Origin of the sequence: Mitsuokella jalaludinii DSM 13811 (assembly GCF_000702905.1) — a bacterium.
In the GTDB taxonomy this organism is placed as follows: Bacteria; Bacillota; Negativicutes; order Selenomonadales; family Selenomonadaceae; genus Mitsuokella; species Mitsuokella jalaludinii.
In genome coordinates this window covers 19,643-32,011 of sequence record NZ_JNKR01000010.1, presented here as the reverse complement: position 1 = coordinate 32,011, position 12,369 = coordinate 19,643, and the positions used below count along the sequence as shown (strand labels likewise).

The following is a 12,369-nucleotide window of genomic DNA, read 5'->3' as shown; positions in this document are numbered from 1 at the left end:
ACGTCAAATAGTAAATGATATACAGACAAAAAAGACCCGCAACAGCGGGGAACTGTCGCGGGTCAAAAAGGGAAATTTAAGAGAAATGAGGGATGTTATGGATGCTCGTGTCAGTCTTCTACGAGCATCATCCCCTGGTTCTCACCAAGGGCCAGTGTCAGCTGACCGCCATTTGCCGTAGCTTTGGTGCCGGTCAGCTCATCGGTGAAGATGGTGCCATCTGCGGCGGAGACGGGCAGGGTAACCTGCTGTGCTTTGCCGCGGTTCAAGGCGACGATACCGAGTTTGCCGGAGTCGGCCTTGCGGCTGAAGGCGTAGATGTCGCCCTCTGCCTTGAGCGTATTGACATCGCCGCGCGCGAAGATATCCTTGTGCGCGTTGCGGACACCGATGACTTTCTTGTAGTGGGCAATGAGGTCTTTGTCCTCCTTGCCCCACGGATAGGTGCGGCGGCAATCCGGGTCGCTGCTGCCGTACTGACCGGCTTCATCGCCGTAGTAGATGGTCGGCATGCCCGGATAGCCCATGAGGAAGGTCGCCGCGAGTTTGAGACGCGCCTTGCCGAGGTTGTAGTCGAAGTCCTTCTTCGTCGGCTGTGCGACACTGTCGGAGCCGCCGCCAAACTTGTAGATAGCGCGGACCGTGTCGTGGCTGTCGACGATGTTCATGAGGTCGTAGAAGGCCTCCTTCGGGTAGTTCTGGCGCAGGACCGTCAGCTCGTAGTCGGCCGCCTTGGCGTCGCCCTTGTTGAGGAAGAGGTCGCCGAGCGCGAACGAGAGCTTGTAGTTCATGACAGAGTCGAACGTGTCGCCCGTGAAGAACTGCGAGCCATCCTGCCAGATCTCACCCAAGAGCAGCGGCTCAGAGCCGTCCTTCGTCTTGATGGACTTGACTTCCTTGCGGACGTTGGCCCAGAATCCCGGCGGCACCTCCTTGGCGACGTCGAGGCGCCAGCCGTCGAGGCCCTCGTCGAACCACTTCATGATGACGCCTTTGTCCTTGCCATTGCCGTAGAGCAGGTAGTCGCCGAGGTCCGACTTCACTGTGCCCTGCTCCGAGCCCGGATAATCGGCATCCTTGAACGGCACGAGGCTGTCGTAGCCCTGCCAGTCATGGTAGGCGTACTTCTTGCCCATCATGTCCTGTGTCTTCTCGTTGCGGATGTCGAACCAGTTCTCCCAATGCCACGGGCTGAAGACCTGGCCTTCGGCCTCGAGTTCTTTCTTGGCCTCGACCTTGGCCGCCGCCTCCGTCATGTGCTTGTCGTTCATGAGGTCGTAGATGCGGCTCCAGTACTCGTAGGCACCGACTGTCTTGTACTTGCCGTAGCGGTCGAAGTAGATGGAATCATCGCCGATGTGGTTGTAGACACCGTCCATGATCAGGTGCATGCCGCGCTTCTGCATCTCCGCCGAGAGCTTCTCGAGATCCTTGAAGTTGCCGAGGAACGGGTCAATTGTGCCGTAGTCGACGGCATCGTAGCGGTGATTCGAGCTGGCATCGTAGATCGGGTTGACGTAGATAGCCGTCACGCCGAGGCCCTTGAGGTAGTCGAGCTTCTTCGTAATGCCGGCGATATCGCCGCCGAAGAAGTCGTTGCACTCCCACTTGTCGCCGTCGGCAGCCGGCGTCTTGCTGTAGTTAGCCGGCAGGTCGCTCCATTTGCGGTGCTGCACCGGCTGGAAGCCGCGCGCATTCGCACGCGCGTTGTCGTTGCTCTTGTCGCCGTTGAAGAAGCGGTCCGGGAAGATCTGGTAGCAGACGGCATCCTTCGCCCAGTCCGGCGTCTTGTAATCCTTGCTGTAGACGGTGAGCTGGTACGGCTTGACACCGCGCAGCTTGAGCTCGCCCGTGCTGCCGGGCTTCGCATCGTCGCCGTACTCCTTCGTGTCGTTGAGCACGAACTTGTAGCCATAGAGGCCGTACGACGTCGGCGTGAACGATGCCGTCCAGATGTCCTGGTCGCCAGAGGTCGAGGCTTTCGTCATCGGATACGAAGTGACCGTGCCGGCCGTGTAGTCCGGATTGTACTCATCGCCGCCATTGGCCGTAATCTTGGCCTTGTAGACGACGAGCTTCGCGCTCGTGACATCGCCCTTGCCCGTGGCGAGCGAGAGCTTTACAGGCGTGCCCTCCTTGACGGCTTCAAACGGAGCGCGGTAATCCGTACTCCAGCTGTCGTGGTAGACCTTGTCCTCGCGGATGCGGCCATCGTCGGCGATCAGGCGCTTTGCCTTGCTGTCGTAGTAGAACGTGACATCGCCATCCTTGGCGACATTGACCTGCTGCGTCAGCGCATCCGCACCCGGCATCTTGACCGTGACCGTGTAGTCGCCCTTCTTCAGTGGGACGGTCTTCTGGAAGAGATTGTCGAGCATCTGGTCGCGCATCAGCGGGTCATCGACCGCGCCAAAGCTGCCCGAGAGCACCGGCAGGTCTTTATCCGCGCGGAATGTGTAGCTCGTGCTGTCCGCGATGTGATGCGACTTGTCGTTGTAGTAGAACGTGACCTCCTGCGCCTTCGGCAGCGTCAGCTGCACATTGGCGCCGTCGAAGTTGCCGCCGAGCCCGTAGTTCTCGGCCCAGCTGCCGTTGACGGAAATCTTGTAGTAATACGTGCCGGCAGGCAGCTTTATCTTGTAAGAATAGAAATCATGGCCGATGGCCTTCATGCGCGTCGTCGTATCCGACGGATCCCAGTCCTTGGCCGCACCGGCCTTCGACTGCACCGTGCCCGTCAGCACGATGCTGCGTCCCTCGGCAGCGAGAGCTTTCTCCTCAGCGTCCTTGCCCGCGTAATCGTACGTCACGGCATGCGTCGCATCGTCGTAGGTGAATGTGACATCGTGGTCTTTGAGCAGACGCAGCGCGATGTTCTTGCCATTCGCCTCACCGTTCGCGCCGTAGTTGACATCCCACGAGCCGCCCACGGCGACCTTGAAGTCGTAGTTGCCCTTCGGCAGATGGCCCGTGAAGACATGATGGCCAGCGCCGTCCGACTTCATGATGGTCTTGCCATCGGCAGGATCCCACTCCTTGGCCGCACCAAGCTCATCCTGCAAGGAGCCTACCAAAACAACGTCAGTCGGCTGTACGGAGCCAGGTCGGGCTGCTTCAGCAGTAGTTGCTGCCTTTTCCTCCGCAGATCCCTGTCCAGCATACGATACCGTCGTCTTATGCGTAGCGGAATCGTACGTGAAGGTCACCTCCGTGTCCTTCGTGAGCTTCAGCTTCATATTGGCACCATCGGCCGCGCCGTCAGCACCGTAATTCGTATCCCACGTGCCACCGATGGCAATCTTATACTCGTAATTGCCCTTCGGCAGTTTGCCCGTATACTGGTACTTGCCGTTGCCGGCATCCTTCATGATCGTCGTACCGTCTCCCGGTGCCCAGTCTGCACCAGCACCGAGCTTCGACTGAACCGTGCCGACGAGAACAACATCTGAAGGGCCTACCGCTGCCGCAGCTTCAGCAACCGAAGCCGTGATGCAGGTTGGCATGACGTCTGCCGGCATGACGAACGGACTGCCGAGCAGGCTAAAGGCCAGCGACATGCCAATGGCACGTTTCAACGCTTTCTTATGACTCATTACGAATGCCCCTTTCACCAAAGGAATAAAATCGGGACCTCACTGCTGAGGGCAACGACTCGTCTATCACCTTAGTGGTAACCACAAAGCCCATGTCAGGTGCGAGGTTGCCCCCACTGTGAAATCCCGATACTGTCAGAAAATCATTTGCGTATCAAGCGGAGAGCACTTCATCAGAAGTGGAAGTCGAGCCAGCTGCGCAGGATGTGACGCGTGTAGGCACCACCAGCCCAGTTAGCATCACTATTTTCGGTGAGATGCGGAGCCCACATCGTCTCCCACTCGCAGTTCTGCCACGGAACCATCTTGAAGCCGTAGAACCAGCCCTTGACGCCATTGACAAAGGTCGGTTCACGCGTAGCCCACTCATCATCATGTCCGAGATCCGAAACGGCACCGATATCCATCCACTTTGCATAGGCCCCCCAAGAACCAACTTTGTTGAGATCCGTGCCACGATAATCAAAGCGGACAGCCCACGTGCGATCTGCATGCGGTTTCAGCCAATTCAGGTCCTCTAACAGGGCATCAGATTTCAGATAAGAACCCGTGACCGAGAAATCTTTGAAAAGTTTCGCCTTCAAATCAACACCATAGAAGTTCTTAGCCCCCGTGTAATAACCATCTGCCGAGTTACCCGTATCCGATGTATGATCGACGACACGAGAGTAAGCGATGTTTGCATCGAGGTATTTACCGATTGGGCCCCAGAAATCCAACGAACCAACAATCGGTGCGCGATGCGTGTTAATCTTGACAGAAGAAGTATCCCAGCCCTTATGCGAACCATCTTCATTAAACGTTTCTTTGATCTGGTCCGTACCCGAGACAGTCGTCCAGTCAGCAGACGGTTTCCAGTACTGAGCACTCATCCACCAACCGTGACCACCTTCAATCGGATGGTACGTGGCGATACCGTCGACCTGACCACCAAGCATGAGGTTCTGCATACCAATACCGTTCCACTTGCGGCCAATGTTCGTATACCAGTTGTGGTTCTTGCCGAGCTGGAGTTCTACCCAGATATTCGAGATGGAACCATTGTGGTTATCATCGCCGAGCAAACTATCCTTATCGATACCAGAAATAGCATTTGTCGTCTCAAGGAAATCAGTCGTACCATCTTTACGGGTCAACTTGAGCATCTTAGGAATCTTGCTGTTCGCGTATTCACTGTCGCGATAATGCGCGTTTTTCTCAACCGTAAAGCGTGCCGTTGCATGATCGTTGACCTTCATGGAACCCTCGAGATCCATGTAGAAGCGATTATTATAGGTGCCATTATGACCATCTTTCACCAAGCCATTGTCATCGCCAACCTGTACACGCGTCATGCCCCAGACCTTGAATTTATCCGTCTTGTTCTTGAGATCATTGATGTCATTCGTATTCTTGTTGACCTGATTTTTCAGCGTGCCCAGCTCATTGGCATACTCGGCAGAGAGTTTGTCGAGCACGGCCTTATCGCCGAAGCTGACGTCCTTCTTCTGCATTGCCTTTGCTACAATTGCTGCCATCTCATAACGAGTCATGGTGCGGCTGCCCTGGAAGGTACTATCCCCCATACCTTCGATGACGCCTTCTTTGGCCAGGTAGTCGAGTGCCTGGTAGGACCAGTGATCCTTCGGGACGTCTGTGAAACTGTCCGCCGTAGCAGCAAATGCCGTACTGGACATGCCGACCGTCAGACCGGCAAGGATAGCAAGTGCTTTCGTGTTGATCTTCATGTGATAGACTTCCTTTCCCTTTTAAGATAAATGGGTAATTGGGATTTTATAAGAATGAGATTCCCTTATCTATCCTTGTTCCGATATGAAAATCTCATCATATAAACTTTTCTGATATCTCCCGGTAAAAAGCAGGCGATAACGGTTCTGTGTGTGATAGAGGACAGAACCGTTACACACCCAAAGGGGGAATTCCTGTAAACATGTCACAGGTCAAAAGAAATATATGTACACGCAAATACATGCGCGCGGGGGCTGATTAAAGGTTGGCGAGCAGCATGGCGCCGACGCTCTCGTAGGCGCAGCGGGCCTTGGCCTTGATGGCATCGCGGGCTGTCTCTACTGTATATCCGCTGAATGCCTCAATCATCGGCAGGTCGTTGACCTCGTCGCCGATGGCGAAGATCTCGGCATCCTGCCACCCCATCAACTTGAGCGTGTGGTCGACAGCCTGTTCCTTGCTGATCTCCTTCGGCGTGATATCGACGGCACAGCGGTTCGGGTAGGCGTGCACGACGTCGCCGAACTTGGCATTGACCTCATCACTCGCGGCGAAGGCGTCCTCCGGGTTCGTGAACCCGAGCGCAAACTGGTGGATGGTCTGCGGCAGATGGCCGACTTCGCTCTCCTCGATGTTGACAATCGGGAAGTTCCACTGCTTCGCCTCGCGGATGACCCAGGTACCTTCCGACGCATGGCAGAGGTAGGTGCGGTCCGCGGCGGACAGGGCAAAATGGAAGGACTTGCGCACGAGCGGCAGATGCGTCAGCGCGGCCAGCATCTCCGGAGCGATTTCTGCTTCCCAGAGCACCGTACCGTTGGCTGCACAGATGATGCCGCCGTTATTGCAGGCGAGATAATCGTAGCCGACGCCGTAATGCTGGAGCTGCGGCACGAGCATGCCGTGGTCGCGTCCAGAGACAACACCGAACTTGTGTCCGGCTTCACGCCATTTCTTGATTGCCTCGGCATCGCTCTTGGCGATCCTGTCCTGACGGAACAGGGTTCCATCGTAATCACTAGCGGCTACTTTCATCATCGTTCCTCCTCATTTGACATAGACGACGGCTTCCGCCGGTCTAAGAGTTCCCTTCTTGGCATTCTCGTAGTTGCCGATCAGGATGTCGGCATCCTCAAGGACGCTGCTATCGTATGTAACAGTATCATTCGTGAAGTTGACGACCGTGTACGCCGCATGCTCCCCAAGCACGCGTTTGAATGCGTAGACGTGCTCATCCTCGTGCAGCAGCTCTTCATAGGAGCCCTGCAGCAGGATCTCAGAGGCTTTGCCCTCCGTGCGCTCACGGTTCATCTGACGGTAGTAGCTCAGCACGGATGTGCCGTCCTCGCTCTCCGCCTCGACACAGCAGTCCATGAAGTCCTTGTGGACAGGCAGCCACGGCTTGCCGGTCGTGAAGCCTGCGTTCGTGTCGCGCGTCCACTGCATCGGCGTGCGCGCGTTGTCGCGGCTCTGGAACTGCACGGCCTTGAGTGCTTCTTCTGGCGAGAAGCCCTCTTCGAGGGCGTATTCATACTGGCCATGCGTCGAGATATCGTTGTAGTCCTCGATCTTCGGGAAGGCCGTATTCGTCATGCCGATCTCTTCGCCTTCGTAGACGAAAGGCGTGCCGCGCAGCGTGAAGAGCACGGTCGCAAGCGCCTTGGCTGCCGTCTTCGGATCGGTGCCCTCCGGGAAATAGCGGTGCATGGAGCGGTTCTGATCGTGGTTCTCGAAGAAAATCGGGTACCAGCCCTCTTTTGCCGTCGCAGCCTGGCTGGCTGACAGGGCATCCTTGAGCTGGCCGAGCTTCCAGGCGAAGCGCTTGCACCAGATCTCGCCCTCCGGGTAGGAGAGCTCGAGGTGGCTGAACTCGAAGAGCATCGAGAAGACGCCGTCCTTGCCGACCCACTGCGGCAGTTCCTCCGGGCTGACGCCGTTGGCCTCGCCGACCGTGAAGATGTCGTGGCCGTCGAAGACGTTGCGGCGGAACTCGTGCAGGAAGTCGAGGATGCCCGGCGTGTTGGCCGTCATCTCGTGGATGCCGGAGAGGCCGTCAGCACCGTCGACCGGGCCGTCCTTGAACGCCGGCTTCTTGATGTAGACGATGGCATCGATGCGGAAGCCGCCGACGCCCTTGTCGAGCCAGAAGTTCGCGGCGTCAAAGAGCGCCTGGCGCACCTCTGGGTTCTCCCAGTTGAGGTCCGGCTGCGCCTCAGCGAACGTGTGCAGGTAGTACTGCTGGCGCTCCTCGCACCACGTCCAGGCCGAGCCGCCGAAGATGGCTCTCCAGTTCGTCGGAGCCGAGCCGTCTGGCTTGGCGTCGCGCCAGATGTACCAGTCGGCCTTGGGATTCGTGCGGTCCTTCTTCGACTCGAGGAACCACGGGTGCTGGTCAGAGCTGTGGTTGAATACGAGGTCCATGACGATGCGGATGTCGCGCTTCTTCGCCTCGGCGATGAGCTCTTCCATGTCCTCCATCGTGCCGTACGACGGGTCGATCCCGCAGTAATCGGAAATATCATATCCATTGTCGACCATCGGCGATGGGTAGACCGGCGTGAGCCAGATGGCTCCCGTGCCGAGGGACTTCAGGTAGTCGAGATGGCTCGTGACACCTGGGATGTCACCCACGCCCGTCCCGGTCGTATCCTGGAAACTCTTCGGATAGATCTGATAGACGATGGTTTTCTGCCACCATTTCAATTCATTCATGTATATGCTCCTTTCTTCTGAGAATCTCTGAGAAATAAGAAAGAGGAGTGTGGAGCACTCCACACTCCACTCTCATTTCTTATCGATGGGACATCAGAAGGAGATGATCGGGGTTTCGTTTACTTTGACGTCTCCGTCTGCAGCTTTCTTCATCTGCGGATAGTCACCGCTGTTCGTGACAGCGAGGATGATCGTATCCTTGTAGCCCGCAGCCTTGATGGCATCGCGGCTGAAGCCGATGAGCTCGTCGCCGGCCTTGACTTTCGCGCCCGTCTTCGTCAGGCAGCGGAAGCCCTTGCCGCCCATCTTGACCGTATCGAGGCCGATGTGGATGAGGATCTCGGCGCCGTTCGTCAGGCGCAGGCCGATGGCGTGATAGGAACCTTCCATAATCATGGTGACTTCGCCGTCAGCCGGAGCTACGACCATTTCCGTCGTCGGCTCGATGGCAACGCCGTCGCCCATCATCTTCTGGGAGAATACGTCGTCCGGGACCTCCGTCATGTCGATGAGCTTGCCGGAAGCAAATGCCTTGAGTTTCATCGCGAGATCCGTCTTGACAGGCTCGCTCGGATCAGCTGCTGCCTTCGCCTCGACGGCTACGTCAGCGAGGTCGCCCTTGAGCAGGGCATCGAAATAGCTGCGGACATTCGGTACGGAGAGGCCGACGATGACCTGGATCGCATGGCCGTTCTTGACGAGGCCGAATGCGCCAGCCTTCGTGAACTTGCTTGCCGATGCGACTTTATCCGGATCAGCGACCGTGACGCGCAGACGCGTTGCGCAGTTCGTGACTTCCTTGATATTGGACGGGCCGCCGAGGTTGTCGAGGAAGACCTGAGCCTTCAGAGCTTCCGGGTTGTTGGCGAGGCCCTTCTTCTCCATCTCTTTCTTGGCCTTGTACTCGGCTTTCGAGAAGAGCTTGTCCTCTTCATCGTCGTCCGTGCGGCCCGGCGTCTTGTAGTCGTTCTTGAGGATGAGGTAACGGAATACGAAGAAGTAGATTGCGGTGAAGCAGAGGCCTACGATGATCTGCATGATGTAGGTGCCTGCATGATACTTGAACAGCGGGATCCAGTTCTGGACGAAGCAATCGATGAGGCCGCCGCCGAAGTTACCGGAAAGGCCGAAGAAGTAAAGCGTTGCGGAAAGCGTTGCCGCGAGAACGGCATGCACAGCGTAGAGGAGCGGTGCGACGAAGAGGAAGGTGAACTCAAGCGGCTCAGTGATGCCGCAGAGGACGGCCGTAATCGTGGCCGGGATCAGCAGCGTTGCGACTTTCTTGCGCTTCTCCGGTTTTGCGCAGAAGTACATGGCAAGTGCAGCGCCAGGCAGGCCGAAGACCTTCGACATGCCGTGGAGGGCGAAGCCGCCTTCCGGGAACATCTCTTTCAGGGAATGAGCGCTCGTAGCGAAGTCATTGAGATGCTGGAGCCAGTAAGCCTGGATACCGCCATCGCAGACGGCCGGGCCGAAGATGAACGGCAGGTAGATGAAGTGATGCAGACCTGCCGGCAGGAGGATTCGTTCGGAGAAGGTGTAGCACCATACGCCGACGATGCCGCTCGTCTTGAGGAAGAACTGGAACTGCTCAATGGCGTGCTGGACAGCCGGCCATACGAAGCAGAAGAGCAGTGCCATCGGGATCATGACGGCGAAGCCGACGGCTACAACAAAGGCAGGGCCCTTGAAGATGCCGAGCCAGTCCGGGATCTCCGTATCATAGAAGTGGTTGTGGATCCAAGAGGAGCAACAGGCGATGAAGATGGCGCCGAGCATGCCCATGTCGAGCGTCTTGATGTTCGCGATCATCGCAAGGCCTGTGCCCGCACCAGCTGCCTGGCTGTAATCCACTCCGAAGAAGCTGCCGTGCAGCGTCAGGAATGCGGATATGAAGTAGTTGAAGCACATGTAGATGACGAAGGACTCCATTGCGCAGCGCGCAGGTTCCTTTTTCGCGAAGCCGATTGGAACGGCGATGGCGAAGAGGATTGGCATCTGGGCAAATACCGTCCAGGCACCCTGTTCGACGACGAACCAGAAATCGTACCAGACTGTGCCTTTATCTGCAATGCTGCCGAGAAGCATTGTGTTCTTGCAGACAATCGAGATGGCAACCGTGAGACCGAAGAATGCGAACAGGATGACCGGCGTGTACATTGCGCCGCCAAACCGCTGCAATTCTTGCATGACGCGATCTTTCTTGATCGACATGTTCATACCCCCTATTTCTTAAACATACCCTTATGAGTTCTTGCCAATTCGACATTGTTATCGATTCGGCTTGGTTTCCGAGCTGGGTGATTGCAATCCCCCGATCACCCCTCGGTTATCTTGTACCTAAAGGATACAAAAAAAAGACCGCAAACGCAATAGTTTCGCGGCCTTTAGGCACATCACCCCTTTCGTGTACCACGGTACATCCGGCGTATCTTGGTACACGCGAGGTGCTGCAAGGGTTTGCAGGCAGTCTTTCTTTATATTGTTGACTGAATAGTTTTCTCTTTCAATCGATGCACGTACATGCGGTACTTGACATACCAGACCTCGATGAGCATGAAGTACGGCATCATCGACTTGAAAGAGATGTGCTTGCCGTCCTCGGCATCGTAGAGCTGGAACTCGGCCGGCGAGATGTAGAGGTTGACGGTCGAGAGGCTCGCGAGTGTGTTGTCGTGGAGCTTCGTGATGGAGATCAGCGGAATGTCGCGCAGCTGGAGCTCACGGGCGAACTCGACAACAGTCGGCGTCTCGCCCGACAGCGAGACGATGATGAAGAGGTCATCCTTCGTCAAGGTGTTCAGCAGCGAATAGAATTCCTCGCGGGCCGGTATCTCATAGAGGAAGACGTTGTCGTAGAAGAACAGCCGCTTGAGCTCCTGCAGGACGTTGGCCTGCACGTAGCCCGAGGCAAACGTGAAGACGCGGTTGGCCTCATGCACGAGTCGGCTCGCGCTGTCGAAGTTGCGCTTGAAGATCTTCTCGCCTGTCTTGAGGTAGAAGTCGCTGAGGTCCTCGAGCACGTTCGAATTGTAGTGCGGCGTCTCCTGCTCCTCCATCTTGAGGATGGCCTTGAGCTCGCCGAAGCCGTCGAGTCCGAGCTTCTGCGCGAAGCGCACAATCGTCGTACTCGAGACGCAGCAGGACTTTGCGAGCTCATGGATGGAGATGTGGCGCGCCATCTCCCGGTGCTGCAGGATGTATTTCCAGATGACCATGTCGGTGTCGTTGAGCGACTGGCGGTGGGTGTTGATGATTTCATCGAGACGCATATCCGTTCCCCCTTGACGAATGCATTTCTTATTCCTTTTCAATACAAAATGATACCATCCCTGAAAGGATACGACAAGATGTTCTCAAGAGCATCAGAACAGGCCGAGCGTCTTCAAGACGAAGACCCAGCCGAAGATCGTGAAGCACGAGAGACCCGTCGTGTAGACGACGCAGTTGCCGGCGAGGTCGGCATCACTGCCCATCTGCTGTGCCATGGCGTAACCGGCAACGGCGCACGGCGTCGCGAAGATGGCCATGAGTGTGACAAGCTCAATGCCGCGGAATCCCAGGAAAATGGCCAGCCCGAGCATGATCGTCGGCACGATGATGAGCCTGCCCGCGACGCAGCCGATGAGCTGCGGCAGGTGATCATGGTAGCTGCCGGCCTTGAAGGAAGCGCCAAGGACGATGAGCGCCATCGGCGTCGTCGCAGCAGCGAGCTGGCTGACCGGCTTGAGGATGACCTTTGGCAGAGGGATGCCGAGAAGCAGCATGGAGAAGCCGAGAATCGCGCCGAGGATCATCGGGTTCTTGAGCACACCGAGGAGAATGCCGGGCAGGTAGAAATGGCCGCCGCGGAACGTCTCGAGGATGAAGACAGAGACGATGTTGTAGATCGGCACGATGATCGCGATCATCATCGTCGGGATGGCCAGCTGATCATCGCCGAAGATATTGCTGATGATCGGGATACCCATGATGACAAAGTTGCTGCGGAAGATGGCCTGGATCATCGCCCCGCGCCGCTTGTTCGACTTCTCGAGCAGGCAGATGATGATGCCGCCAATGAGCGCCGACGCGAGCACGCCTAGGACACCGAACAGCATGAGATGCGGCCGGAATGTCTCGGCGATGTCAGTCGTGTAGATGTTGTAGAACATCATGAAGAAAAAGAAGATCTTGAAGACCATGCGGTTGACATGGGCGAGCTCCAGCTCGGTGAGCAGCTTCATCTTCTTGACGGCTACACCGATGAGCATCAGGAAAAACAACGGGATAATCGCGCAGACTGCGACGATCAGGTTACTGACCATAATGATTCCACCTTTCATGATGGTTTCAG

At 56.7% G+C, this 12,369-nt stretch carries 7 protein-coding genes; all 7 read right to left on the bottom strand.

What is annotated here, in order from left to right; translation table 11 throughout:
- Positions 1-110: 110 nt before the first annotated feature.
- On the bottom strand, positions 111-3,593 hold the full coding sequence (locus T518_RS06600; protein ID WP_036377191.1) for a pullulanase X25 domain-containing protein: 3,483 nt from the start codon (positions 3,591-3,593) through the stop codon (positions 111-113).
- A gap of 173 nt (positions 3,594-3,766) precedes the next feature.
- Positions 3,767-5,320 carry an S-layer homology domain-containing protein gene (locus T518_RS06595; protein ID WP_036377188.1) on the bottom strand — a complete coding sequence of 518 codons (1,554 nt, stop codon included), beginning with the start codon at positions 5,318-5,320 and terminating at the stop codon, positions 3,767-3,769.
- 259 nt (positions 5,321-5,579) lie between these two features.
- On the bottom strand, positions 5,580-6,356 hold the full coding sequence (locus T518_RS06590; RefSeq protein WP_036377185.1) for an HAD-IIB family hydrolase: 777 nt from the start codon (positions 6,354-6,356) through the stop codon (positions 5,580-5,582).
- 12 nt (positions 6,357-6,368) lie between these two features.
- Complete coding sequence (locus T518_RS06585) at positions 6,369-8,033, bottom strand: alpha-glucosidase (RefSeq protein ID WP_036377182.1); 1,665 nt, start codon at positions 8,031-8,033, stop codon at positions 6,369-6,371.
- A gap of 93 nt (positions 8,034-8,126) precedes the next feature.
- Entirely contained in the window at positions 8,127-10,247 is a 2,121-nt protein-coding gene (locus tag T518_RS06580; RefSeq protein WP_036377179.1) for an alpha-glucoside-specific PTS transporter subunit IIBC, read from the bottom strand.
- Between the two features lie 263 nt (positions 10,248-10,510).
- Positions 10,511-11,305: a MurR/RpiR family transcriptional regulator gene (locus T518_RS06575; protein ID WP_036377176.1), complete on the bottom strand. Its 795-nt coding sequence runs from the start codon at positions 11,303-11,305 to the stop codon at positions 10,511-10,513.
- 93 nt (positions 11,306-11,398) lie between these two features.
- On the bottom strand, positions 11,399-12,340 hold the full coding sequence (locus T518_RS06570; protein WP_036377173.1) for an AEC family transporter: 942 nt from the start codon (positions 12,338-12,340) through the stop codon (positions 11,399-11,401).
- Between the last annotated feature and the right edge of the window lie 29 nt (positions 12,341-12,369).

Excerpts from the sequence above, each read along its gene's own strand:
- T518_RS06600 (WP_036377191.1), bottom strand. The coding sequence starts at position 3,593 with ATGAGTCATAAGAAAGCGTTGAAACGTGCCATTGGCATGTCGCTGGCC.
- T518_RS06595 (WP_036377188.1), bottom strand. The coding sequence starts at position 5,320 with ATGAAGATCAACACGAAAGCACTTGCTATCCTTGCCGGTCTGACGGTC.
- T518_RS06590 (WP_036377185.1), bottom strand. The coding sequence starts at position 6,356 with ATGAAAGTAGCCGCTAGTGATTACGATGGAACCCTGTTCCGTCAGGAC.
- T518_RS06585 (WP_036377182.1), bottom strand. The coding sequence starts at position 8,033 with ATGAATGAATTGAAATGGTGGCAGAAAACCATCGTCTATCAGATCTAT.
- T518_RS06580 (WP_036377179.1), bottom strand. The coding sequence starts at position 10,247 with ATGTCGATCAAGAAAGATCGCGTCATGCAAGAATTGCAGCGGTTTGGC.
- T518_RS06575 (WP_036377176.1), bottom strand. The coding sequence starts at position 11,305 with ATGCGTCTCGATGAAATCATCAACACCCACCGCCAGTCGCTCAACGAC.
- T518_RS06570 (WP_036377173.1), bottom strand. The coding sequence starts at position 12,340 with ATGGTCAGTAACCTGATCGTCGCAGTCTGCGCGATTATCCCGTTGTTT.